The organism is Enterobacter cloacae complex sp. IR5458 (genome assembly GCF_049238025.1).
GTDB lineage: Bacteria > Pseudomonadota > Gammaproteobacteria > Enterobacterales > Enterobacteriaceae > Enterobacter > Enterobacter kobei.
Genome location: NZ_JBMKIF010000003.1, coordinates 44,547 through 69,335, shown reverse-complemented (window position 1 = coordinate 69,335; position 24,789 = coordinate 44,547). Strand labels below are relative to the sequence as shown.

Genomic DNA, 24,789 nt, shown 5'->3' with positions numbered 1-24,789 from the left:
TTTCGCAAGTCTATAGCTTTCACAACGAAATTATCCATGTTTCAGATTAAGCGCTAATGATAGTGCATTCTGACAGCCTGAATCATGGGGAAAGATCACATCAGGCCGTAATTCCTGCAGTGAAATGCCGTTGATTGCCTGGATTTTAGTCGGACGAGCAAACACCGTCATGCCACGCATGATCAGGGAATCGCATACGCGATCGTGTTCATCCAACACAACGGCGACCACCACGCGCGGTTTAAAGCGTCCGCCGGAACGTCCGACGCCCACGCGACCTTTCTGACACAGGGCATCAAACGCGCGGTTGAACTGATGGATCTGCCAGCCGCCAAACGCCATCTGGCAGATCCAGGCGAGGGCGGCGACGGTGATGAGTGCGGTGACCATATTGACTCCTTTAATTGCCGGGTGGCGGCTGCGCCTTACCCGGCCTACGGTTTGAAGGTTTTTGTAGGCCCGGTAAGCGTTAGCGCCACCGGGCAAAACCGCTCGATCAGAACATCACCTGCCCGCCGGTGACGTTAATCGACTGCCCGGTGCAGTACGACGCTTTCGGGCTGGCGTAAAACAGCAGCATGTTCAGCACGTCCTGATAATCGCACCCGCGCTTCAGCGGCACTTTGTCGATGTAGTACTGCTCCACGTCCTCAGCCTTGATGCCGAGCTTGGTGGCGTACTGCGGCAGCAGGGACTGGAACATTGGCGATTTCAGCAGGTTGCCCAGCATCAGCGAGTGAACGGTAATGCCGTATTCAGCCAGATCCAGCGCCAGAGACTGCGTCAGCCCCACGCCGCCAAACTTGGCCGCGCTGTAGCCGGAGTTGTGCTTGCTGCCCACTTTCCCGGATTTCGAGTTGATCTGAATAATGCGCCCCTGAATACCGTCGCGGATCATCAGGCGGGAAAACTCGCGGGCGCAGAGGAAATAACCCACCAGATTGACCTGCAGCGAGCGGTCAAAATCCCCCAGTTCGAAATCGCTGATAAACGCCGCTTTCGCAATTCCCGCGCTGTAGACCAGCAGGTCGGTACGTCCAAAAATCTCGTCCACGCCGCGGGCGAGCGCCATTACGCTTTGCTCGCTGGTGGCGTCGGCACCAAACCCGTACGCCATCCCTTCACCAAATTCGGTGTTGATGGTGTCCGCCACGCGGGCGGCTTTTTCACTCTGAATATCCACGACCGCCACGCGGTAGCCTTCTGCGGCAAGCCCACGGCAAAGGAACTCACCTAAGGTTTGTCCTCCACCAATGACAACGGCAACCTGACTCATGTGTTTCTCCTTAATTACGCAACAAATTTTAACGTGCAGCCTGGGGTGACAGCCTGCGGAACCGGGCCCGCTACGTGAACCGTACCGGGATACTCCGCCTGCGGCTGTCCGTCAAAACGCAGGGTGATATGGCCCAGTTCGCGCAGGTTTTGCTCGGCGACATCGCCGACGGCGGTTACCGCATAGCGCGTCTCGCCCAGCTCCAGCTGGCTTCCTGCTTTCAGCTCGCCGTTAAGCTCGCCGTGGCAGTGAATAAAGCAAAACTCTTCGATATCCGCCGGGGCACCTTCGCGGAAAGTAATCAGCATCTGGTCGCTGAGCGCATCCGCTGCGCTCTGGCCGATGCGGGTAATGGTGGTCTGATAAATCACGGTCATCGCAGGAACCTCTTATTGATAGATAAAGCCGGAGACAAACCAGGCAATCAGCACCGTCGGCGCGCCCGTCAGGAAGCGGCTGACCAGTACGGACGGCACGCCTACGCGCACGGTGTCCTGGCGCGCTTCGGCCAGTGACAGTCCGACGGGGATGAAGTCGCACGCGGCCTGGGCGTTAATGGCAAACAGGGCGGGCAGGGCGAGGTGTGGCGGAATATTGCCGAGGCCAATCTGTACGCCAATCAGTACGCCGATGACCTGAGCGATCACCGCGCCCGGGCCGAGGAACGGCGACAGCAGCGGGAAGGAGCAGATCAGGGCCAGCGTCACCAGCCCGAGCGGGTGGCTGGCGAGCGGGGCGAGGCCGTGGGCAATCCAGTCGCCCAGGCCGGACGCCATGATGATGCCGATCAGCGCCGAGACGAACGCCATAAACGGCAGAATGGTTTTCAGTACCGTGTCGATGGTGTCGCGCCCGGACTGGAACAGCACCGCCACGGCGGAGCCCATCCCCATCCCGACCTTCGCCAGCAGGCCGTCGCTCTGCTCGGTGATTTTCTTGCTGGTATCGTAATCTCGCGGGGCCACTTTTTGCGGCGCGGGACTGCCATTCACCAGAGTGATGTTGTCCTCTTTCACGCCCGACACATAGATGTCTTCAAGGATGTACTGTGCCAGCGGGCCGGATTTGCCGGTGGAGTGGATATTCACCGTCGGAATACGCCGCTTCGGATAGATGCCGCAGCGCAGCGTGCCGCCGCAGTCGATCACCGCCACGCCGATTTCCGCTTCCGGCGGCTCACCCTCTTTAAAGCCGTCGATGGCTTCCCAGCCGGTCAGCTCACGCAGCTTATCGACGATCGCCGGGCGCGTGCCTGCGGTGATGTAAACGATCTTTTTGCCTTCGGTGGCGTCGAACTCCAGCGGGCCGCCCCAGCCACCCGTGCCTTTCTCAATGCGGATCCGGTTCATGCTGTGGCTCCTGAAAGATGGACTTTTTGTTCAAGCTGGATACCCATTTTTTTCTCGAAAATGGCGGTGGTGAGGTCTGTGACCCAGCCGCGGAAGAAGTTGGTCACCAGGCCAACCAGCAGGTAACTGACCGCCAGCGGGCCGAGCGGCAGACCAAGGGTGGTAAGGCCGCTGGCGATACCGAGGTAAACAAACAGCTCTCCGGGGTTGATGTGCGGGAACAGGCCGTTCATCGAATGGCAGCTGTAGGAGGCGGCGGCGTAATAACTCGGCTTGTACTTTTCTGGCATAAAGCGGCCGAGGCTTAAGGTCATCGGGTTGCAGAACACGAAGGTGCCGATGAACGGCAAAATCAGGTAGCGGGACAGCGGGTTCCCGGCGCAGCGCTGAGCGAAGCGTTCAATGCGATGCTGGCCGATAAAGTTAATCAGCGCGTTCATGATCACCAGCAGGCTGATCAGCAGGGGCAGGATCCCGGTCACCATGCCGGTGAACACTTCTCCGCCTTTCTGAAACAGCCCGATGAACCACTCGGCGCCGTGGGTGATGGTTTCTATCATTCTTCTCTCCTGTGGGGCTTTTTTGTTTTGTATTACTGGGGCTAATAATAATCACTTTGAAAGGTTTTAAAGTGTTAGTTAGATCTCACAATGAAAGAAAAATGGATTATTTTGAAAGTTAATTGATGTGATGAATGATTTCCGGTGGAAAAAAGCACGGATTTGCGTTGGGGAGGTGCGTACCGCTTCCTTGAGGTGTTACGGATGCTTTACCATACTGGGTTCTTATCGAACCCGTTAAATGGATGTCTCATGTTCAAGCGTCGTTATGCAGCGCTGTTGCCAGCGCTTATTCTGCTGTCTGCCTGCAGTAGCAAACCTAAGACCGAAGCTGTTCAGCAAACGGCTGGCGCCCCTTCCGGAGGGTTCCTGCTGGAGCCGCAGCACAATATGATGCAGATGGGTGGCGACTTCGCGAATAACCCGGCGGCCGAGCAGTTCATTGATAAAATGGTGAGCAAACACGGCTTTGACCGCCAGCAGCTGCACGAAATTTTGTCCCAGGCAAAGCGTCTGGACTATGTGCTGCGCCTGATGGACAGACAGGCACCGACGGCACAGGTCCCTACCGGGCCAAACGGCGCATGGTTGCGCTACCGCAAACAGTTTATTACCCCGGACAACGTGCAAAACGGCGTGGTGTTCTGGAATCAGTATGAAGATGCCCTTAATCGCGCGTGGCAGGTATACGGCGTGCCGCCGGAGATCATCGTCGGGATTATCGGCGTGGAAACCCGCTGGGGCCGCGTAATGGGCAAAACCCGCATCCTCGATGCGCTGGCGACGCTCTCCTTTAACTACCCGCGCCGCGCGGAGTATTTCTCTTCCGAGCTGGAAACCTTCCTGCTGATGGCGCGCAACGAGCAGGACGACCCGCTCGATCTGAAAGGTTCGTTTGCCGGTGCGATGGGCTACGGCCAGTTTATGCCATCCTCCTATAAACAATATGCCGTCGACTTCAATGGCGATGGTCATATCAACCTGTGGGATCCGGTGGATGCCATCGGCAGCGTGGCAAACTACTTCAAAGCGCACGGCTGGACGCCAGGTGGACAGGTAGCCGTGCAGGCGAACGGCGAGGCATTTGGTCTGGAAAACGGCTTTAAAACCAAATACAGCGTCGCGCAGCTGACGGCGGCAGGCTTAACGCCAACGCAGCCGCTGGGCAATGTTGACCAGGTAAGCCTGCTGCGTCTGGACGTGGGAACCGGTTATCAGTACTGGTACGGCATGCCGAACTTCTACACCATCACCCGCTATAACCACAGCACTCATTATGCCATGGCCGTGTGGCAGCTGGGGCTGGCGGTCTCGCAGGCCCGCGTGCCGGCGGCGTCACCGTTTAGTCAGTAAGTCGTTCTGACGGGTAGGCCTGATGCCCTCACCCTGACCCTCTCCCACGGGAGAGGGACGTTTTACAGAAACATTTCGCCACACTCCCTTTTCAAACCCGCCATTTACATCTCAATCACCTTTCATTATTGTTATGTTATAACATTTAACGTGGTATCGAGATGTCAACGTCCCTTTTCTCTCTGTCTGCTCCGGTTCGGCTTTTACTGGCGCTGGTGCTTATTGTTTTTATCGGGCTGGCCGTGCGCTGGGCGGTGGCGCTGCCATGATCCTGATGAATGAACTGGTCGCGGGCTATGACCGCCAGCCTGTAACGCGGCCCCTCTCAGGCACGATTGAGCGCGGCAGTATGACGGCTATCGTCGGCGCCAATGGCTGCGGAAAATCCACGCTGCTGAAAACGCTCGCCGGGTTTATTCCTCCCGTGGGCGGCAGCTTTCGCTGGCAGGGTAAGCGCCCGGTGATTGGCTGGCTGGCACAGCGCCACGCACTCGAGGCGCAATTTCCGCTTACCGTTCAGGACGTGGTGAGTATGGGCTGCTGGCCGGGCATATCGCTCTTATCCGGGTTTCGTCGGGAAACGCGGTTACGCATTGCCAGCGCGCTGGAGCGGGTCGGGCTGGCGTCGATGGCGCTTTCCACCATTGATGAACTCTCCGGTGGCCAGTTTCAGCGCATGTTATTTGCCCGCGTTTTAGTGCAGCAGGCACCGCTTGTGATGCTCGATGAGCCTTTCACCGGCGTCGACGAAGCGACCTGCAACGTGCTGATGGATCTGATGCTGGAGATGTATATGCAGGGCCAGACTCTGCTTGCGGTATTGCATGACAGCGAGCGTGTGGCACGCCACTTCCCGCAGACATTAATGCTGGATGCTGACATTCCCCACTGGAAAACCGAGCGGGTGAGGGTGGCATGATTTGGCATCTCTTTTTCCAGCCGTTTATTGAGTACGGCTTTATGCGTCGTGCGCTGGTGGTCTGCCTGGCCCTTTCTGTCAGTACCACCGCACTCGGCGTATTCCTCCAGCTGCGCCGGATGAGCCTGATGGGTGATGCCCTTTCTCACGCCATTTTACCCGGTGTCGCCGTAGGGTATTTGCTCAGCGGCATGTCGCTGCTGGCGATGAGTATCGGTGGTTTTATTGCCGGCATTACCGTGGCGCTGGTGGCCGGCCTGGTCAGCCGACGCACGCCGCTTAAAGAGGATGCCAGCTTTGCCGGATTTTACCTTGGCTCACTGGCACTGGGCGTCACGCTGGTGTCGCTGCGCGGGTCGAATGTCGATCTGCTGCATCTGCTGTTTGGTTCCATTCTTGCGGTGGACAACGATGCGGCGCTGTTTGTCACGGGCGTTTGCATGTTCACCCTGATAACGCTGGCGATTTTCTATCGTGGGCTGGTGACCGAAGCCTTTGATACCGCCTGGTTGCAGGTCAATGCCCGCGGGTTGCCCGGCCTGCTCCACGGACTGTTTCTGGCGCTGCTGGTGCTTAACCTGGTGGCCGGTTTTCAGGTGCTCGGCACGCTGATGGCCGTCGGGCTGATGATGCTCCCGGCGGTGGCGGCACGCTGCTGGGTGCGCACATTGCCAGGTTTGCTTTTGATGGCCGGCATCAGCGGAATTTTCTGCGCGTGGCTGGGCTTAAGTTTGTCCTGGGCAATCAGTCTTCCCGCCGGACCGTCCATTGTGCTGACCGCCAGCGCGTTGTTCTTTATTTCTGTTTTATTTGGCACGCGAAGCAGGCTGGCTGGCAGTCTGCGCGCGCTTTTTTAAGGCAAGGGGAAACGATGAAACTTACAGGATTAGTGATGGCGCTTGCGCTGGGTATGCTGTCGAACGGCGTGATGGCGAAAACGCTGAATGTGGTGACCAGCTTTTCGATACTGGGAGATATTACGCAGGAAGTGGGCGGCGACCATGTGAACGTGACGACGCTGGTCGGGCCGGACGGCGATCCGCATACCTTCGAACCGTCACCTAAAGACAGCGCGGCGCTGAGCAAGGCTGACGTGGTGGTGGTCAACGGCCTGGGGCTGGAAGGGTGGCTCGACCGTCTGGTGAAAGCCTCCGGTTTCAAAGGGCAGCTGGTTGTGGCCTCAACCGGGGTAAAAACGCACACGCTCGAGGAAGATGGAAAGACCGTGACCGACCCGCATGCCTGGAATAGCGCGGCGAACGGTGCGCTGTATGCACAAAATATTCTGAACGGGCTGGTGAAAGCAGATCCAGAGGATAAAGCGGCACTGGAGGCTTCAGGCCAGCCGTATATCGCGCAACTGACGCAACTGGACGGCTGGGCCAAAACCCGCTTTAGCCAGATCCCACAGGAAAAACGTAACGTGCTGACCAGCCATGACGCATTCGGCTATTTTAGCCGCGCGTATGGCGTCACCTTCATGGCACCGCAAGGGCTCTCTTCAGAGAGCGAGGCCAGCGCAGCGCAGGTCGCTGAGATTATCAATCAGATCAAAGCCGATGGCGTGAAAACCTGGTTTATGGAAAACCAGCTCGATCCGCGTCTGGTGAAGCAAATTGCGACGGCGACAGGCGCGCAGCCGGGAGGCGAACTTTACCCGGAAGCCCTGTCGGCAAAAGGTGGGGTTGCTGATACCTACGTTAAGGCATTTCGCCACAACGTGAACACCCTCGCTGACAGTATGAAATAACCTCCCCCATAGCCGGTGCGCCCGCATCGGCTTTTTTCTGAAGCCCCCTCGTAAAACCCGAAGCGCATCCCCATATTTGACGAGAAAGTGCTATCTTGTGCTGCACGTTTTTCTGAAGCCTGGAGCGAGAATGACTGACCATGAATTGATGCAGCTTAGCGAGATAGTCGGACTGGCGCTTAAGCAACGCGGGGCGACCCTTACCACCGCGGAATCCTGCACCGGCGGCTGGGTGGCGAAAGCGATTACCGATATTGCCGGCAGTTCCGCCTGGTTTGAACGCGGCTTTGTGACCTACAGTAACGAAGCTAAAGCACAGATGATTGGCGTGCGCGAATCCACGCTGGAACAGCACGGCGCGGTCAGCGAGCCGGTGGTGATCGAGATGGCCATTGGCGCGCTAAAAGAGGCGCGGGCAGATTACGCGATTTCAATCAGCGGCATCGCGGGCCCGGACGGCGGCAGTGACGTGAAGCCCGTAGGCACCGTCTGGTTTGGTTTTGCGACCTCGAAAGGTGAAGGGATCACTCGCCGGGAGTGCTTTAGCGGCGATCGTGAAAGCGTGCGTCGTCAGGCAACGGAATATGCGTTAAAAACGCTCTGGCAACAATTTCTACAAAACACTTGATACTGTATGACTATACAGTATAATTGCACCAACAGAACAGAAATCCACGGTGAAGCACAGTCGCTTCTCCCGGCATGACAGGAGTAATAATGGCTATCGACGAAAACAAACAGAAAGCGTTGGCGGCAGCACTGGGCCAGATCGAAAAGCAATTCGGTAAAGGCTCCATCATGCGCCTGGGTGAAGACCGTACCATGGATGTTGAAACGATCTCCACCGGTTCGCTTTCTCTGGACATCGCGCTGGGCGCGGGCGGTCTGCCAATGGGCCGTATCGTAGAGATCTACGGGCCAGAGTCCTCCGGTAAAACCACCCTGACGCTGCAGGTGATTGCTGCGGCACAGCGCGAAGGTAAAACCTGTGCGTTTATCGATGCCGAGCACGCGCTGGATCCTGTTTATGCGCGTAAACTGGGCGTGGACATCGACAACCTGCTGTGTTCTCAGCCGGACACCGGTGAGCAGGCGCTGGAAATTTGTGACGCGCTGGCGCGCTCTGGTGCTGTTGACGTTATCGTGGTCGACTCCGTTGCTGCACTGACGCCAAAAGCGGAAATCGAAGGTGAAATCGGCGACTCTCACATGGGCCTCGCGGCACGTATGATGAGCCAGGCGATGCGTAAGCTGGCAGGTAACCTGAAGCAGTCCAACACGCTGCTGATCTTCATCAACCAGATCCGTATGAAAATTGGTGTGATGTTCGGTAACCCGGAAACCACAACCGGTGGTAACGCACTGAAATTCTACGCCTCTGTCCGTCTGGATATCCGCCGTATCGGCGCGGTGAAAGAGGGTGAAAACGTCGTTGGTAGCGAAACGCGCGTGAAGGTTGTGAAGAACAAAATCGCCGCACCGTTCAAACAGGCTGAATTCCAGATCCTCTACGGCGAAGGGATTAACTTCTTCGGTGAGCTGGTTGACCTGGGCGTGAAAGAGAAGCTGATTGAAAAAGCGGGCGCCTGGTATAGCTATAACGGTGACAAAATTGGTCAGGGTAAAGCGAATGCGATTTCCTGGCTGAAAGAGAACCCGGCTGCGGCGAAAGAGATTGAGAAGAAGGTGCGTGAGCTTCTGCTGAGCAACCAGGACTCTAAACCTGATTTCGTGGTGGATGCTGCGGATGCTGAAGAAACCAACGAAGACTTTTAAGTCTCTCGTGTAAAGATGAAGGGCTGCTGATGCGGCCCTTTTTGCATTTCTGAATCTGCAGGTTTTATATGAGTGAACCGACCACACGCCGACCCGCCTACTCGCGCTTGCTGGACCGTGCCGTACGTATACTTGCCGTGCGTGACCACAGCGAACAGGAGCTAAGACGAAAACTGTCAGCGCCTGTCATGAGCAAAAACGGGCCGGAAGAGATTGATGCCACTGCCGAAGATTATGACCGCGTGGTTGCCTGGTGCTATGAACATCATTACCTCGATGACGAACGCTTTGCCGCCCGCTTTCTCGCCAGCCGCGGACGTAAAGGCTACGGTCCTGCACGCATCCGCCAGGAACTGAATCAGAAAGGGGTTGCCCGGGAATCGATTGAAAAAGCGATGCGTGAATGCGACACAGACTGGTGTGAACTGGCGAAAGAGCAGGCGATTCGAAAGTACGGCGAACCGCTGCCGCGTGATTTTTCAGATAAAGTCAAAATCCAGCGCTTTTTGCTCTACCGCGGCTTTCTGATGGAAGATATTCAGGATATCTGGCGCAATTTTGTGGATTGAACGCATGCGGGATTTTACTTCCCACCAAAGAAAACTTATCTTATTCCCACTTTTTCCAGTAGCTGGTCTGTCCAACGGTTTATCGATACAGGCTGGCTGCGACATTTCGTTAGCTTGATTTCAGGATAATTATGAGCAAGAGCACCGCTGAGATCCGTCAGGCGTTTCTCGATTTTTTCCATAGTAAGGGACACCAGGTTGTTGCCAGCAGCTCCCTGGTACCGAACAACGACCCGACTTTACTGTTTACCAACGCCGGGATGAACCAGTTCAAGGATGTGTTCCTTGGTCTCGACAAGCGTAATTATTCCCGCGCCACAACCTCACAGCGTTGCGTGCGTGCGGGCGGTAAACACAACGACCTGGAAAACGTCGGTTACACCGCGCGTCACCACACGTTCTTCGAAATGCTGGGTAACTTCAGCTTCGGCGACTATTTCAAACACGATGCCATTCAATATGCGTGGGAACTGCTGACCGGTGAAAACTGGTTCAACCTGCCGAAAGAGCGTCTGTGGGTTACCGTCTATGAAACCGATGACGAAGCCTACGAAATCTGGGAAAAAGAGGTCGGTATCCCGCGCGAGCGCATTATTCGCATCGGTGATAACAAAGGCGCGCCATACGCGTCTGACAACTTCTGGCAGATGGGTGATACCGGTCCTTGCGGTCCGTGCACCGAGATCTTCTACGATCACGGCGACCACATCTGGGGTGGACCTCCTGGCAGCCCGGAAGAAGACGGCGATCGCTATATTGAGATCTGGAACATCGTCTTCATGCAGTTCAACCGTCAGGCAGACGGTACCATGGAGCCGCTGCCGAAACCGTCCGTTGATACCGGTATGGGCCTGGAGCGTATTGCCGCCGTGCTGCAACACGTTAACTCCAACTACGAAATTGACCTGTTCAGCACCCTGATCAAAGCCGTTGCGGAAGTGACCGGTGCGACCGATCTGAACAACAAATCGCTGCGCGTGATTGCAGACCACATTCGTTCCTGTGCGTTCCTGATTGCCGACGGCGTAATCCCGTCGAATGAAAACCGTGGCTACGTGCTTCGTCGTATCATTCGTCGTGCGATCCGTCATGGCAACATGCTGGGCGCGAAGGACACCTTCTTCTACAAACTCGTTGGGCCACTGATTGGCGTGATGGGTGCAGCCGGTGACGAGCTGAAACGCCAGCAGGCGCAGGTCGAGCAGGTTCTGAAAACCGAAGAAGAGCAGTTTGCCCGTACGCTGGAGCGCGGTCTGGCGCTGCTGGATGAAGAACTGGCAAAACTGAAGGGCGACACGCTGGATGGCGAAACCGCTTTCCGCCTGTACGACACCTACGGCTTCCCGGTTGACCTGACGGCGGACGTTTGCCGTGAGCGTAACATCAAAGTTGACGAAGCGGGCTTCGAAGCCGCGATGGAAGAACAGCGTCGTCGTGCGCGTGAATCCAGCGGTTTCGGCGCAGACTACAACGCGATGATCCGCGTTGATAGCGCGTCTGAATTCAAAGGCTACGACGCACTGGAACTGACCGGTAAAGTGACCGCCCTGTTTGTTGACGGTAAAGCCGTAGACAGCATCAGTGCAGGTCAGGATGCGGTTGTCATTCTGGACAAAACGCCGTTCTACGCTGAGTCCGGCGGCCAGGTTGGCGATAAGGGCGAACTGAAAGGCAATGGTTTCAGCTTCAGCGTAAGCGACACCCAGAAATTCGGTCAGGCGATTGGTCACCAGGGCAAACTGGTTTCCGGTTCGCTGAAAGTGGGCGAGGGCGTGCAGGCGAATGTTGATGAAGCACGCCGTGCGCGTATTCGTCTGAACCACTCTGCAACCCACCTGATGCACGCTGCCCTGCGCGACGTGCTGGGCACCCATGTTGCACAGAAAGGTTCTCTGGTTAATGACAAAGTGCTGCGTTTCGACTTCTCGCACTTTGAAGCGATGAAACCGTCGGAAATCCGTGCGGTGGAGGATCTGGTGAACGCTCAGATCCGTCGTAACCTGCCGATCGAGACCCATATCATGGACCTCGAGGACGCGAAGAAAAAAGGTGCGATGGCGCTGTTTGGTGAGAAGTATGACGAACGTGTTCGCGTACTGAGCATGGGCGACTTCTCGACCGAACTGTGCGGTGGTACTCACGCATCGCGCACCGGTGACATCGGCCTGTTCCGAATCGTTTCCGAGTCGGGTACGGCGGCTGGCGTGCGTCGTATTGAAGCGGTAACCGGTGAAGGCGCAATTGCCAGCCTGCATGCGCAGAGCGATCAGCTTCACGACATCGCGCAGCTGCTGAAAGGCGATAGCCAGAATCTGGGCGAGAAAGTGCGTGTTGCGCTGGAGCGAACCCGTCAGCTGGAAAAAGAGCTCCAGCAGCTGAAAGAACAGGCTGCGGCGCAGGAGAGTGCAAACCTCTCCAGCAAAGCGGTAGACATTAAGGGCGTCAAACTGCTGGTCAGCGATCTGGCGGGCGTTGAGCCTAAGATGCTGCGTACTATGGTCGACGATCTCAAGAACCAGCTTGGTTCTACCGTTATCGTGCTGGCGACAGTGGCAGAAGGTAAGGTTTCTCTGATTGCGGGCGTCTCTAAGGATGTGACCGACCGCGTAAAAGCAGGGGAACTGATTGGTATGGTCGCCCAGCAGGTGGGTGGCAAGGGAGGCGGTCGTCCGGACATGGCGCAAGCCGGTGGTACGGATGCGGCGGCACTTCCGCAAGCTTTGGCCAGCGTAGAAAGCTGGGTGAGCGCGAAACTGTAATAACTACAAAGCACAATCAGACGCCATAGCGGCAACGTTATGGCGTCTTGTTCACTGTGCTATCGATAACGATAAAGTCAGGTTGAGTTTGTGTATATCGGCTAAACTTACGTTTAACAGAATGTGATGCCGTGACTGCTTACACTTTACGTGTTTGTCATCGCTTACTTTTTGGCGTTATATGATGGATAATGCCGGGATACAAGAGACCCGACTCTTTTAATCTTTCAAGGAGCAAAGAATGCTGATTCTGACTCGTCGAGTTGGTGAGACCCTCATGATTGGGGATGAGGTCACCGTGACAGTTTTAGGGGTAAAGGGTAACCAGGTACGTATTGGTGTTAACGCTCCTAAAGAAGTATCTGTCCACCGTGAAGAGATCTACCAGCGTATCCAGGCTGAAAAATCCCAGCAGTCCAGTTACTGATATTGTCGCGTCTCGCTGTCGGGCGAGACGCAACCCTCCTGTCATTTTTCCTGCTCAACGTTACCGTTTCATTTCAACCGCTCTCTTTTTAACCACTCTACTATTCTTAACGCGCCCCAACCCCACCCTTTCTACAAACCTTTTTTGAGAAGTTCGATGCAAAATCCGCTTATAAAACACCCTCTTTGCGGGTTTTACATGCGAATTGCGTGTGATTTGTGCAAACGATAAAAGCTTTTGGAAAATTGTTTGACTTATAAGTCCCAGAAAGTAATATATGCGCCACGCAGCGACGAGAAGCTCTTAACGAGTTACTCGGAGCACTCGAAAGAGGCGTTGTGTGGTGAGGTGGCCGAGAGGCTGAAGGCGCTCCCCTGCTAAGGGAGTATGCGGTCAAAAGCTGCATCCGGGGTTCGAATCCCCGCCTCACCGCCATTTTGCATCCGTAGCTCAGCTGGATAGAGTACTCGGCTACGAACCGAGCGGTCGGAGGTTCGAATCCTCCCGGATGCACCATCTATTACTTCATATTGCTTTCGAAGTGATATGAATATCGAGCAGTACAGTAGTAAATCCCGATGCATCCGTAGCTCAGCTGGATAGAGTACTCGGCTACGAACCGAGCGGTCGGAGGTTCGAATCCTCCCGGCTGCACCAGTTACTATTTCTGAAAGCAGTTCCCTGATGCATCCGTAGCTCAGCTGGATAGAGTACTCGGCTACGAACCGAGCGGTCGGAGGTTCGAATCCTCCCGGATGCACCATTTACTGTTTCTAAAAGCATTTCCCTGATGCATCCGTAGCTCAGCTGGATAGAGTACTCGGCTACGAACCGAGCGGTCGGAGGTTCGAATCCTCCCGGATGCACCATATTCTCCGAGATAACAGCCATACTGTTGTTTCAAGGTCTGCGAGTTAAACGCAAGCACCAGGGAGGATAACGTGCTTCAGCAACGGCCCGTAGGGCGAGGCGTAGCCGAGTAATCCTCCCGGATGCACCATCTCTTCTTATCGTCCCCTTCGATGTTTAGTTCTTAATCACTCTCATTGTTATCACTTCGCAATCAGCGACAAAAACCACCATTTACGATAAAGTAATGCTTTGTTAATCGTTTAGCGAGAGCACGATGTACGCACAGTATGACGGTTTGATCTTCGATATGGATGGCACCCTGCTGGATACCGAACCCACGCATCGTCAAGCCTGGACCGAGGTCCTGGGCCGCTACGGTATGCGTTTCGACCTGCAGACGATGATAGCCCTCAACGGATCCCCAACCTGGCGTATTGCGCAGGCCGTGATTGAACTGAATCAGGCCGATCTCGACCCCTACCTGCTCGCGCGCGAAAAAACCGATGCGGTTAAAGCCATACTGTTAGACACCGTACAACCTTTACCCCTTATCGACGTGGTTAAAGCGTGGCACGGACGTCGCCCTATGTCTGTCGGCACGGGCAGCGAGAGCGCGATTGCAGAAGCCTTGCTCAACCATCTTGGCCTGCGCCACTATTTTTCAGCTGTCGTCGCTGCCGATCATGTTAAGCGTCACAAGCCAGCACCGGACACCTTCCTGCTCTGCGCAGAATTAATGGGCGTACCGGCGGCAAAATGCGTCGTGTTTGAGGATGCCGATTTTGGTATCCAGGCCGCACGTGATGCCGGAATGGATGCGGTGGATGTGCGCTTACTGTGAGTGACGCATTGTCACTTGCCTCATTATTCGCCAGCAGTTTTTTAAGCGCCACGCTGTTACCGGGAAATTCGGAAGTGGTGCTGGTGGCGATGTTGTTGTCCGGCGTCAGTCAGCCCTGGCTACTTGTATTAATAGCAACAATGGGTAATAGCCTTGGAGGGCTGACTAACGTTATTCTTGGGCGTTTCTTTCCGCTGCGCAAAACGTCGCGCTGGCAGGAAAAGGCAGTTGGCTGGCTAAAACGCTATGGCGCTGCCACGCTGTTATTAAGCTGGATGCCTGTAATAGGCGATTTACTGTGTCTGCTGGCGGGATGGATGCGCATCTCCTGGGGACCGGTGCTCTTTTTTTTGTGCCTTGGCAAGGCGTTGCGCTATGTTCTCGTGGCGTGGGCAACACTACAGGGTATGACGTGGTGGCACTAATTGGTGGAATGAATACGCGACCTTCAATCGTCAACCATTACAATTATGCTGAGTAACATTACTTTGACAGGCGGGAGGTCAATTTGATCCCGGACGTATCTCAGGCGCTGGCCTGGCTGGAAAACCACCCTCAGGCTCTGAAGGGTATTCAGCGTGGTCTTGAGCGTGAAACGCTGCGCGTTAACGCGGACGGTAGCTTAGCGACGACGGGTCACCCGAAGGCGTTAGGCTCGGCGCTGACACATAAATGGATCACAACCGATTTCGCTGAAGCGCTGCTGGAGTTCATCACGCCGGTGGACGGCGATATTGATCACATGCTGACAATCCTGCGCGATATTCATCGCTATACGGCGCGCAATCTTGGTGACGAGCGTATGTGGCCGCTCAGCATGCCGTGCTATATCGAACAGGGCCAGGAGATTGAGCTGGCGCAGTACGGCACGTCAAATATCGGTCGGCTGAAAACGCTCTATCGTGAAGGTCTGAAAAATCGCTACGGCGCATTGATGCAGACCATATCTGGCGTGCACTACAATTTCTCGCTGCCGATGGCGTTCTGGCAGGCGAAAGGGGGAGAAACGGACAAAGAAGCGATCTCAGCCGGGTATTTCCGTCTGATCCGCAACTATTACCGTTTCGGCTGGGTGATCCCGTATCTCTTTGGCGCGTCACCTGCCATTTGCTCTTCGTTCCTGCAGGGGAAACCCACCACGCTGCCGTTCGAAAAGACTGAGTGCGGCATGTACTATCTCCCGTACGCGACGTCTCTTCGCATGAGCGATCTGGGCTATACCAATAAATCGCAAAGCAATCTCGGTATTACGTTTAACGAATTGCACGAATATGTGGCAGGATTGAAGCGGGCGATCAAAACCCCGTCGGAAGAGTACGCGAAAATCGGCCTCGAAAAAGACGGCAAACGCCTGCAAATCAACAGCAACGTGTTGCAGATTGAAAACGAACTGTATGCGCCGATTCGTCCTAAGCGCGTAACGCGCAGCGGTGAAACCCCGTCGGATGCGCTACAGCGCGGCGGCATTGAATACATTGAAGTACGTTCGCTGGATATCAACCCGTTCTCACCGATTGGCGTTGATGAGCAGCAGGTTCGCTTCCTGGATCTGTTTATGGTCTGGTGTGCGCTGGCGGATGCGCCGGAAATGAGTGCAGACGAACTGCTTTGCACCCGTACAAACTGGAATCGCGTGATTCTGGAAGGGCGTAAGCCGGGTCTGACGCTGGGTATTGGCTGCGAAACGGCACAGTTCCCGCTGACCAAAGTGGGTAAAGATCTGTTCCGTGACCTGAAGCGTGTTGCCCGGACTCTGGACAGCATTGACGGCGGCGACGCCTACCAACAGATCTGCGACCAGTTGGTAGAGTGCTTCGATAACCCGGAACTGACATTCTCAGCACGCATTCTGCGTTCTATGATTGATCAGGGCATTGGTGGTACCGGGCGTGCACTCTCCGCGGAGTACCGTGAGATGCTGATGCAGGAGCCATTAGAGATCCTGCGCGAAGCGGATTTTGAAGCAGAACGCGATGCGTCCGTGGTGCGTCAGAAAGAAGTTGAAGCGGCGGATACGGAGTCGTTTGAAGCGTTTCTGGCGAAACAGGCTTGAACCAAAAGAAAAAGGCCACATCGCTGTGGCCAAAATATACATCTCTGAATTCAGGGATGATGATAACAAATGCGCGTCTTTCATATACTCAGACGCGCATTGTGTAGAAGAGTTCAGTTTATTTTAAAAAAAATCACTATCGGAGGTGACGTATGCCGTTATTAGATAGCTTTACTGTCGACCATACCCGTATGGAAGCACCTGCAGTCCGCGTGGCAAAGACCATGCACACCCCGCACGGCGACACGATCACCGTCTTCGATCTGCGCTTCTGCGTGCCGAACAAAGAAGTGATGCCAGAGAAAGGCATTCACACGCTGGAGCACCTGTTCGCCGGATTTATGCGCGACCACCTGAACGGTAACGGCGTTGAGATTATCGATATCTCTCCGATGGGCTGCCGTACCGGTTTCTACATGAGCCTGATCGGTCAGCCGGAAGAGAAACGCGTTGCAGACGCGTGGAAAGCAGCCATGGAAGACGTGCTGAAGGTGAAAGAGCAGAACCAGATCCCAGAGCTGAACGTTTACCAGTGCGGGACTTACCAGATGCACTCTCTGGAAGAAGCGCAGGACATCGCTCGTCACATCATCGAGCGTGATGTTCGCGTGAACAGCAACGAAGAGCTGGCCCTGCCGAAAGAAAAACTGCAGGAACTGCACATCTAGTGCACCTTTTCCCTCTCCCTCCGGGAGAGGGTAGGGTGAGGGTTGTTTAGCCCATGACCACAACCTCAACGTTCTCCTTTACCCATCGTCCCCTTGTTCCGTTTGCCCATGATTACGTTCATGGCGACAGTGAGCCATGGCACCAGCACGACTGCGCGCAGTTGCTGCACAGCCTGACGGGCGTCGTGCGGGTTGAAACGGCATCTGGCTGTTGGGTGGTACCCCCCGGACGCGGCGTCTGGCTTCCTGCGGGGACACAACACGCCCTGCGCATCACCGGTAGCGTAGCGGCGCGAACGCTGTTTATCGATCCACTGGCGCGAGCCGATCTCCCGGCCACGTGCCAGATCGTGCAGATCTCGCCCCTGTTGCGCGAGCTGATCCTCTCCGCCCTCTCACTGCCTGAATCGTACTCACCGGGAAGCCGTGACGAGCGCGTGTATGAACTCATTCTGGATGAGCTTCGCATCATGCCGGTGCTGCCGTTTCATCTGCCGGAGCCGGAAAGTGAACCGTTACGCCAGCTGTGCCGACAGATCCGTCAGTCGCCAGGAGAGAGCTGGAACAGTCAACAGAGCGCGAGCGCGCTTGGCATGAGCGAGCGCACGCTGAATCGTCATTTTCAGCAGCAGACGGGATTACGCTACAGCGAGTGGGTGAGAAGGGCGCGGCTGCTGGAAGCCTTAGTGCGGCTGGCGCAGGGCCAGCCGGTATTAGGTGTGGCGCTGGATCTGGGTTACGGCAGCCACAGCGCCTTTACGGCCATGTTCCGCCGGGTGATGGGTATCTCACCCAGCGATTATTTTAAGAACGACTGACCGCATTAAAGAGCGCCTGAAGCGATGCGCGTGCAACGTCGCTATCAATGCCTACGCCCCAGCGGCTGGTACCGTCCTGGAACAGACAGCGAATGTATGCCACCGAGCGGCTGTCGCTGCGTTCACCCAGCGTGTGTTCGTGATAATCCTTAATTACAAACGGCGCGTTAATCCAGCGGCTCAGGCCATGAGCGGCAGCGGACAGCAAGCCATTCCCGTGTCCCTCAAGCTGACGCGTCCCCCCCTGCGTTGCGACGCTTGCCGTTAAACGCAGCTGGCCATCCTGCTGACTGTCGCTGCGGTACGATTGCAGCGCAAACTGCGGTGTTTCCACCAGACCGTAGCGGGTGCGGAACAGCTGCCACAGTGCATTTTGCGTCATCTCTTTTCCGTGGCGGTCGGTTTCCTGCTGCACGTGCTGGCTGAAATCCTGCTGCAGGGCGCGGGGCAGTTTCAGCCCATGATTTTGCTCGATAAGCCACGCGCTACCGCTTTTCCCTGACTGGCTGTTCACGCGGATCACCGCTTCATAGGTGCAGCCGATATCCTGAGGGTCAACAGGCAGGTAGGGCATCTCCCAGCGCTCGCCAGGCTTGCGGGCATCAAAGCCTTTTTTGATCGCGTCCTGGTGCGAACCGGAGAAGGCGGTATAGGCCAGCCGTCCTGCCCACGGATGGCGCGGGTGTACCGGCAGCTGGTTGCAGGTTTCCACCACCTCCACCACCCGGTTCATATCGCTAAAGTCCAGGTCGGGGCTAACGCCCTGGCTGTAGAGGTTCATCGCCAGCGTCACCAGGCAGACGTTGCCCGTCCGCTCGCCGTTACCAAACAGACAGCCCTCGACGCGGTCAGCCCCGGCCATGACGGCCAGCTCCGCGCTGGCGACGCCGGTGCCGCGGTCGTTATGCGGATGCACGCTGATGCAGACGTCGGCGCGGCGGCTGAAGTGACGGCAGAAATATTCAATCTGATCGGCATAGACGTTTGGCGTACTGACTTCAACGGTGGCCGGTAAGTTGATGATCATCGGACGCGCATCGCACGGCTGCCAGATCTCTGCCACGGCCTCACAAATTTCCAGCGCAAACTCCGGCTCGGTAAAACAGAAGGTTTCCGGTGAATATTCATACTGCCAGTGGGTATCCGGGTTCTCTTCACACAGCTGACGAATAAGGCGGGTGGAGCGCGTAGCCAGCTCGACGATTTGCGCCTTCTCCATGCCAAACACCAGACGACGGAACAGCGGGGCGGTGGCGTTATAAAGATGTACCGTGGCCTGCTTTGCGCCGCGCAGGGACTCAAAGGTGCGGACGATCAGATCTTCCCGCGCCTGCGTGAGCACCTGAATGGTGACGTCATCCGGGATGCGGTTCTCTTCAATCAGCTGGCGAACAAAGTTGAAGTCCGTCTGTGAGGCGGAAGGAAAGGCGACCTCAATCTCCTTAAAGCCGCAACTCAGCAGAAGATCCCAAAACTGGAGCTTGCGGGCGCTGTCCATCGGCTCGGCCAGCGCCTGGTTGCCGTCGCGTAAGTCGGTTGAGAGCCAGCGCGGCGCGCGGGTGATGCGCTGCTCCGGCCAGCGGCGATCGGGCAGAGAGAGAGTAGGGTAAGGCGTGTATTTGTCTGCGGGTGTGTTCAGCATGGTGCGCTCCTGTTGTCTTTTCACTATCGTGACGAGATTTCAGGCGCGCTGCTTTATCGGAAATGACAATTGCTATCGCGTTTTGGACAACCGGGCCTGCGGATGGCGGCCCGGTTATCGTAGCCGCCACCCGGCAACCGCCGCAGAGGACTAGTGCGCGCCACCGCCCCCGCCACCGGCACCAAACGGTGGTCTGGCAAACCACACCAGCCCCAGCAGGACGATGAAGATCCCTGCCGAAATCCAGAAAATCTCGTTAGCCGAGATAATCAGTCCCTGGCTGGTGATCTGCTGGGCAATCCAGCCGGATGCCTGCTGCTCCGTCATCCCCATGCCCTGCAGCTGGCTGTACATCTGCTGGGCATTCGGGTTGTACGGATTCACCGCTTCGGTCAGTTGGGCATGGTGCATCGATTCACGGTTCGTCCACAGGGTGGTGGTGATCGACGTCCCGATGGAGCCCGCCAGCGTTCGGGTGAAGTTCGACAGGCTCGACGCCGCCGCCAGACGCTCAGGGGGTAAGCCGGAGAGCGTGATGGTGGTTAGCGGCATAAAGAAGCACGCGACCGCGAAGCCCTGAATAAACTGCGGCCACGCCGAGGCGCCAAAGTCCATTCCTGGCTCGAAGGTATACGCACGCCAGTAGAAGCACACCGCGTACATGATGAAGCTGAACGTCACCAGACGACGCATGTCGAGCTTATGGGCGAAGCGGCCAATGATCGGCGACAGCAGAACCGGGATCACTCCAACAGGTGCAGACGCCAGCCCCGCCCAGGTTGCGGTATAGCCATACACCTCCTGCAACAGCTGTGGCAGCAGAACAATCGCGCCGAAATAGAGCATATAGGCGAGGCTGATACACAGACAGCCGATGGTGAAGTTTCGCGACTTAAACAGCGAGAGATCGACTATCGGGTTGTCGTCCGTCAGCTCCCAGACAATCAGGAAGCTGAGCGACACCACCGCGACAATGGTCAGGATGACGATCTCCTGCGAGTTGAACCAGTCGAGCTCTTTACCCCGGTCGAGCATGATCTGCAGGCTACCGATACCCAGGATCAGCAGCGCCAGCCCGATGCTGTCGATACGCCGCTGTTCGGTGCGCGTCTCTCGTCCCCGCAGCGATTGCAGCGTCATTAATACCACGACGGCCCCAATCGGTACGTTGATGAAGAAGATCCAGCCCCAGTGATAGTTATCGCTGATGTATCCGCCGAGAATGGGTCCGCAGATAGGCGCGACGATCACGGTCATTGACCAGAGCGCCAGCGCGACGGAGCGTTTCGCAGGGGGATAGTTGCTCAGCAGCAAACTCTGGGAAAGCGGGATCAGCGGCCCGGCGACAATCCCCTGAATGACGCGGAAGAAAATCAACATCGTCAGGCTGTTTGACATGCCGCATGCCCAGGAGGCCAGCACAAACGCCACCGTAGACCACAGGAACAGCTTCACCTCACCGACGCGCTTTGCCAGCCAGCCGGTGATCGGAATGGAGATGGCGTTTGCCACCCCGAATGAGGTAATGACCCAGGTCCCCTGGCTCAGCGACGAGCCAAGGTTACCGGCGATGGTCGGGATCGCCACGTTTGCGATGGTGGAGTCCAGCACCTGCATGAATGTCGCCAGCGACAGCGCAATGGTCATAATGACCAGCTGCGCGCCTTCCAGCGGTTTTTGCGGCTTTTGCTGTTGCATAACGCTCACCTTCGGATTAACCGGCGTTTGCCTTCACGATGTCATCGATCAGCTTGTTGACCGGATCGAGGCTAATTTCACGGGCGTTACTTTCATAAGCCGGGCTGCTACGCACCTGGCTTGCCAGGATCTGACCGTCGCGGTTCGCGGTGTCAACCGTCACAAGCGTTGAGAGGCCGATACGCAGCGGGTGATCCGCCAGCTGTTTTGCATCCAGTTCAATACGCACAGGCAGACGCTGAACCACTTTGATCCAGTTACCGGTGGCGTTCTGCGCAGGCAGAAGGGAGAAGGCGCTGCCGGTACCCATGTCCAGGCCAACCACTTTCCCGGTGTACTTCACGTCATCGCCGTAGATGTCGCTGACAACCGTCGCGGTCTGGCCGATACGCATATGGGCAAGTTGCGTCTCTTTAAAGTTAGCGTCTACCCACAGATTGTCTGCCGGAACGACCGCCATCAGCGGCGTGGTCGGGCTGATCTGCGCCCCTGGCTGAACGGAACGGCGGGAGACATAGCCGGTCATCGGGCTGACGATTTTGGTTCGCTGTAGGGCTAGCCATGCGTTACGCACTTCAGTTGCCGCCTGCTGCACGGCGGGCTGGTTTTCAAGGCTGGTGCCCAGCACCATTGCCTGGTTGGCATTGTACTGTTGAATCGCCACATCCAGCTGCGCCTGAGCGCTGGCAACGGCATCGCGGGCGTGTTGCAGCTCTTCACGGCCAATCAGGTTGGCGGTGCCGAGCGGTACGCGGCGGTTGAGGTCGCTCTGCGCCTGTGCGAGTGCCGTTTTCTGCACGTCGATATTGGCCTGCAGCTGTTTGCTGTTGATCATCAGCTGGCGGGTCTGACGAACGCTGGAGGCCAGCGCGGTCTGGGCTTTCTCAAATGCCTGCTGCGCGTCAGTCGGATCGAGGGTGACCAACACATCGCCTTTTTGCACAAAGTCGGTATTGTCAGCCCAGACTTTCGTCACGCTGCCCGACACCTGCGCCATAATCTGTACCTGGTTCCCTGCCACGTAGGCGTCGTCTGTCTCTTCAGCATGACGCAATACTAAAAACCAATAGATCCCATATGCCACGGCAATAATAATAAAGAGCAAGGTCAACAGAAGAAGGGCACTTTTACGTTTGCCTTTCTTGTTGGCCGGTTGCTGCGGGTTAGTGCTCTCCGCATTTGCGCTCATTGTTGTTCTCCACGATCTTCTTATTTTCACATCGGCTGAGCCGACCTGTTGTCAGAAAGGCCAGCAGTGTGACGTGCTGGCCTGTCGGTTTTCTTATGAATCTGGATTGTTGAGCGTGTCGTCGCGTTAGCGCAGCGCCTCAAGAATGGCGCCATCTTCATCCATCTGATCCAGACGGGTGAGCAGCTTGCGCGTGATGTGCTCAAGCTGGTCGCGCTCGGCGGTGCTGAGGGCAGACCAGAGTTTGTGCAGGCAATTGTGCTGAGGTGGCAGTACCTCACGCAGGAATTCGTGACCTTTGTCGGTCAGTTGCAGATGCAGGCAACGACGATCGTTGTCGCTTTCACGGCGTTCAATCCAGCCGCGCTTTTCCAGCTCATCGGCAATACGGGTTGCGTTGGTACGGGAAGAGCCCAGCGCGCAGCTCAGCTCAGAAGGCTGAATACTGTGGTTTTCCTGAGACTCCAGCGTAATCAACGCCATAAACAACGTCTCGTTAATCCCTTGAGCTTTCAGCATCTTATTACGGTTTTCCAGAAGCTTACCCTGCATGTGCATGCACAGGCGAGTCAGCAGGATTTCCTGATACGGGAAGTCCTCATGGCGACTGGCGCGGAATTTAAGCATTTGTTCAATGGGCGTAAACGAACTATCCATTTGGGCATAACCTCATTAATTACAGCCGATATAGTAACGACAGTGACAAATAATGTAAATGAATTATTTGTGCGGTTATATCCGCCAAATGAATGTCACCGTCAGAAAGCGCCGGGTAAGTCCGTGACCCGGTGAGCACAGAAAGAGTAGGGTGTGAACCCGTAGAAGAGAGGATGTGAGGACGGGGGTCTGAACTATTCATGCCAATTGTAGATATGTCACCCACATTAAAATTTCTGGGATAAATGATTACGTTTACATTAACAGACTGCAGGGCCCCTTTATACCCTAAGAGGCCCAAAGCAATGTAAAACTTAGTGAATCGCCTCCTGGCGATGGTAGCCGCGCCACCATACAAGAAGGTTGAGCGCGGCAACGATGGCCCCAATCCCACACACGCCCGACCAGCCGGCATGCTGCCACGCCGACGCTGAAATTAATGAACCGGCAGCACCACCAATGAAGTAGCTGGTCATGTATCCGGCGGTGAGGCGATTACGCGCTTCGGGTTTCACGCGATAAATCACGGTCTGATTAGTAATGTGGACACCCTGTACGGTGAGGTCGAGTACCAGAATACCGACGATCAGCGCCAGCACCGAGACGTGTCCATACCAGATCGCCGCCCAGGAGAGCAGGAGCAAAACCAGCCCGGCGGTGGTGGTCAAATGTGATTTGCCTTTGTCGGCCAGCCCACCCGCCGGACGCGCGCCCAGCGCGCCCGCAGCACCGGCCAGGCCGAACAGACCAATGACGCCTTCAGAATAGTTAAACGGCGGTGCCGCGAGCAGAAACGCCATTGAGGTCCAGAGAATACTGAAGTTGGCGAAGGTCAAACATCCCAGCAGGGCGCGGGTGCGCAGGAGTTTATCCTGAGTGAACAGGCTGAACACGGAGGCCAGAAGCTGCGGATAGTTAAGATGGTTCTCTTGCTTCACCTTCGGCAGGCCGCGCCACAGCGCCAGCGCCATCACCACCATTAACACGCTCGCCACCCAGTAAACGGTGCGCCAGCCGCCGAGGCTTGCCAGTAGTCCTGCCACGGTACGCGCCAGCAAAATCCCCAGCAGCAGGCCGCTCATGATGGTGCCCACTACCTTGCCACGTTTGTCCGGGGAGGCCAGCGTCGCGGCGAGGGGTACCAGGATTTGCGCGACGACGGAGAACAGCCCTGTCAGCGCGGTACCGACGATCATCATCGTCAGCGACTGGCTGCTGGCGGTGATCAGCATGCCACCTGCCGCCAGCAGCGTCATCGAAACAATCAGCATCCGGCGTTCAAACATATCGCCAAGCGGCACCAGGAACAGCAACCCGGCGGCGTAGCCGAGCTGTGCCGCCGTCACGATGAAGCCAGCGGAACTGGCAGAAAGGTTGAACGCGCGGGCGATGGTGTCGAGAAGGGGTTGCGCGTAATAGTTGCTGGCGACGGCCAGACCCGTTGCCACGGACATTAAAAGGATAAGTGCGGGGCTAAGCCCTGGAGTTGTTTTTGTCATGAGTTTCAGGAATCGTTCGTTAAGTGATTATTTTTCCGGAAACCATAATAGCGAATGATTGTTAAGGTGGGGGGATTGTTGGGTGATGGATTGTGCGGTTTAGGGGGATCGTGCGGTCTGGTGCCCCCTCACCC

At 56.3% G+C, this 24,789-nt stretch carries 24 protein-coding genes and 5 tRNA genes; 19 read left to right on the top strand and 10 right to left on the bottom strand.

Annotation, left to right across the window (positions count from 1 at the left end; genetic code table 11):
- Nucleotides 1-30: 30 nt before the first annotated feature.
- The 5 genes from gutM to srlA all read right to left on the bottom strand — a co-directional run bounded on the left by gutM (nt 31) and on the right by srlA (nt 3,185).
- Entirely contained in the window at nt 31-390 is a 360-nt protein-coding gene (gene gutM, locus ACOTYN_RS03215) for a transcriptional regulator GutM (protein WP_014884989.1), read from the bottom strand.
- A gap of 106 nt (nt 391-496) precedes the next feature.
- Nucleotides 497-1,276 (bottom strand): sorbitol-6-phosphate dehydrogenase, encoded by a 780-nt coding sequence (gene srlD, locus ACOTYN_RS03210; RefSeq protein ID WP_014884988.1) that lies wholly within the window; start codon nt 1,274-1,276, stop codon nt 497-499.
- A gap of 14 nt (nt 1,277-1,290) precedes the next feature.
- Entirely contained in the window at nt 1,291-1,653 is a 363-nt protein-coding gene (gene srlB, locus ACOTYN_RS03205) for a PTS glucitol/sorbitol transporter subunit IIA (protein WP_014884987.1), read from the bottom strand.
- A 12-nt stretch (nt 1,654-1,665) separates the two neighbouring features.
- Nucleotides 1,666-2,625 (bottom strand): PTS glucitol/sorbitol transporter subunit IIB, encoded by a 960-nt coding sequence (gene srlE / locus ACOTYN_RS03200; protein ID WP_071922949.1) that lies wholly within the window; start codon nt 2,623-2,625, stop codon nt 1,666-1,668.
- Nucleotides 2,622-3,185 carry a PTS glucitol/sorbitol transporter subunit IIC gene (srlA, locus tag ACOTYN_RS03195; RefSeq protein WP_023331154.1) on the bottom strand — a complete coding sequence of 188 codons (564 nt, stop codon included), beginning with the start codon at nt 3,183-3,185 and terminating at the stop codon, nt 2,622-2,624. Before srlA ends, srlE begins: the two co-directional genes overlap by 4 nt.
- A 252-nt stretch (nt 3,186-3,437) precedes the next feature.
- Between srlA and mltB the strand changes: the two genes are divergently transcribed.
- The 19 genes from mltB to ACOTYN_RS03100 all read left to right on the top strand — a co-directional run bounded on the left by mltB (nt 3,438) and on the right by ACOTYN_RS03100 (nt 17,970).
- Entirely contained in the window at nt 3,438-4,538 is a 1,101-nt protein-coding gene (mltB, locus tag ACOTYN_RS03190) for a lytic murein transglycosylase B (RefSeq protein ID WP_023331153.1), read from the top strand.
- 265 nt (nt 4,539-4,803) lie between these two features.
- The gene (locus ACOTYN_RS03185) at nt 4,804-5,457 is read left to right on the top strand and encodes a metal ABC transporter ATP-binding protein (protein WP_023331152.1); all 654 of its coding nucleotides are present in this window, start codon (nt 4,804-4,806) and stop codon (nt 5,455-5,457) included.
- Entirely contained in the window at nt 5,454-6,314 is an 861-nt protein-coding gene (locus tag ACOTYN_RS03180) for a metal ABC transporter permease (RefSeq protein ID WP_014884981.1), read from the top strand. Before ACOTYN_RS03185 ends, ACOTYN_RS03180 begins: the two co-directional genes overlap by 4 nt.
- A 14-nt stretch (nt 6,315-6,328) precedes the next feature.
- Nucleotides 6,329-7,207 carry a metal ABC transporter substrate-binding protein gene (locus ACOTYN_RS03175; RefSeq protein WP_032635721.1) on the top strand — a complete coding sequence of 293 codons (879 nt, stop codon included), beginning with the start codon at nt 6,329-6,331 and terminating at the stop codon, nt 7,205-7,207.
- A gap of 130 nt (nt 7,208-7,337) precedes the next feature.
- Entirely contained in the window at nt 7,338-7,835 is a 498-nt protein-coding gene (gene pncC, locus ACOTYN_RS03170; protein WP_023331148.1) for a nicotinamide-nucleotide amidase, read from the top strand.
- An 89-nt stretch (nt 7,836-7,924) separates the two neighbouring features.
- Nucleotides 7,925-8,983 (top strand): recombinase RecA, encoded by a 1,059-nt coding sequence (recA, locus tag ACOTYN_RS03165; RefSeq protein ID WP_014884978.1) that lies wholly within the window; start codon nt 7,925-7,927, stop codon nt 8,981-8,983.
- 68 nt (nt 8,984-9,051) lie between these two features.
- The gene (recX, locus tag ACOTYN_RS03160) at nt 9,052-9,552 is read left to right on the top strand and encodes a recombination regulator RecX (protein WP_014884977.1); all 501 of its coding nucleotides are present in this window, start codon (nt 9,052-9,054) and stop codon (nt 9,550-9,552) included.
- Between the two features lie 131 nt (nt 9,553-9,683).
- Nucleotides 9,684-12,311, top strand: a complete 2,628-nt coding sequence (gene alaS / locus ACOTYN_RS03155; RefSeq protein ID WP_023331147.1) for an alanine--tRNA ligase — start codon at nt 9,684-9,686, stop codon at nt 12,309-12,311.
- A gap of 241 nt (nt 12,312-12,552) precedes the next feature.
- Nucleotides 12,553-12,738: a carbon storage regulator CsrA gene (gene csrA / locus ACOTYN_RS03150; protein ID WP_000906486.1), complete on the top strand. Its 186-nt coding sequence runs from the start codon at nt 12,553-12,555 to the stop codon at nt 12,736-12,738.
- Nucleotides 12,739-13,080: 342 nt separating this feature from the next.
- A tRNA-Ser gene (locus tag ACOTYN_RS03145) sits at nt 13,081-13,173 on the top strand.
- A gap of 4 nt (nt 13,174-13,177) precedes the next feature.
- Nucleotides 13,178-13,254, top strand: a tRNA-Arg gene (locus ACOTYN_RS03140).
- 64 nt (nt 13,255-13,318) lie between these two features.
- Nucleotides 13,319-13,395: transfer RNA gene (locus tag ACOTYN_RS03135), tRNA-Arg, on the top strand.
- A 29-nt stretch (nt 13,396-13,424) separates the two neighbouring features.
- Nucleotides 13,425-13,501 (top strand) — tRNA-Arg (locus ACOTYN_RS03130).
- A 29-nt stretch (nt 13,502-13,530) separates the two neighbouring features.
- A tRNA-Arg gene (locus tag ACOTYN_RS03125) sits at nt 13,531-13,607 on the top strand.
- A 257-nt stretch (nt 13,608-13,864) separates the two neighbouring features.
- On the top strand, nt 13,865-14,431 hold the full coding sequence (gene yqaB / locus ACOTYN_RS03120) for a fructose-1-phosphate/6-phosphogluconate phosphatase (RefSeq protein WP_071922950.1): 567 nt from the start codon (nt 13,865-13,867) through the stop codon (nt 14,429-14,431).
- Nucleotides 14,428-14,856 (top strand): YqaA family protein, encoded by a 429-nt coding sequence (locus ACOTYN_RS03115; protein WP_014884974.1) that lies wholly within the window; start codon nt 14,428-14,430, stop codon nt 14,854-14,856. Before yqaB ends, ACOTYN_RS03115 begins: the two co-directional genes overlap by 4 nt.
- Nucleotides 14,857-14,939: 83 nt before the next feature.
- Nucleotides 14,940-16,484: a glutamate--cysteine ligase gene (gene gshA, locus ACOTYN_RS03110; protein ID WP_014884973.1), complete on the top strand. Its 1,545-nt coding sequence runs from the start codon at nt 14,940-14,942 to the stop codon at nt 16,482-16,484.
- A 152-nt stretch (nt 16,485-16,636) separates the two neighbouring features.
- Nucleotides 16,637-17,152 (top strand): S-ribosylhomocysteine lyase, encoded by a 516-nt coding sequence (gene luxS, locus ACOTYN_RS03105; RefSeq protein ID WP_014884972.1) that lies wholly within the window; start codon nt 16,637-16,639, stop codon nt 17,150-17,152.
- Between the two features lie 53 nt (nt 17,153-17,205).
- Nucleotides 17,206-17,970, top strand: coding sequence for an AraC family transcriptional regulator (locus ACOTYN_RS03100; RefSeq protein ID WP_014884971.1), 765 nt, complete (start codon nt 17,206-17,208; stop codon nt 17,968-17,970).
- On the opposite strand, the gene leuA is transcribed toward ACOTYN_RS03100, so the two are convergent.
- The 5 genes from leuA to ACOTYN_RS03075 all read right to left on the bottom strand — a co-directional run bounded on the left by leuA (nt 17,957) and on the right by ACOTYN_RS03075 (nt 24,655).
- Entirely contained in the window at nt 17,957-19,612 is a 1,656-nt protein-coding gene (gene leuA, locus ACOTYN_RS03095) for a 2-isopropylmalate synthase (RefSeq protein WP_014884970.1), read from the bottom strand. The genes ACOTYN_RS03100 and leuA overlap by 14 nt on opposite strands.
- Before the next feature lie 150 nt (nt 19,613-19,762).
- A complete protein-coding gene (emrB, locus tag ACOTYN_RS03090) occupies nt 19,763-21,310 on the bottom strand; it encodes a multidrug efflux MFS transporter permease subunit EmrB (protein ID WP_014884969.1) in 1,548 nt (515 codons plus the stop codon).
- 16 nt (nt 21,311-21,326) lie between these two features.
- Nucleotides 21,327-22,499: a multidrug efflux MFS transporter periplasmic adaptor subunit EmrA gene (emrA, locus tag ACOTYN_RS03085; protein ID WP_014884968.1), complete on the bottom strand. Its 1,173-nt coding sequence runs from the start codon at nt 22,497-22,499 to the stop codon at nt 21,327-21,329.
- A gap of 126 nt (nt 22,500-22,625) precedes the next feature.
- Nucleotides 22,626-23,156, bottom strand: a complete 531-nt coding sequence (gene mprA, locus ACOTYN_RS03080; RefSeq protein ID WP_014884967.1) for a transcriptional repressor MprA — start codon at nt 23,154-23,156, stop codon at nt 22,626-22,628.
- 314 nt (nt 23,157-23,470) lie between these two features.
- Complete coding sequence (locus ACOTYN_RS03075; RefSeq protein WP_014884966.1) at nt 23,471-24,655, bottom strand: MFS transporter; 1,185 nt, start codon at nt 24,653-24,655, stop codon at nt 23,471-23,473.
- Nucleotides 24,656-24,789 lie beyond the last annotated feature (134 nt).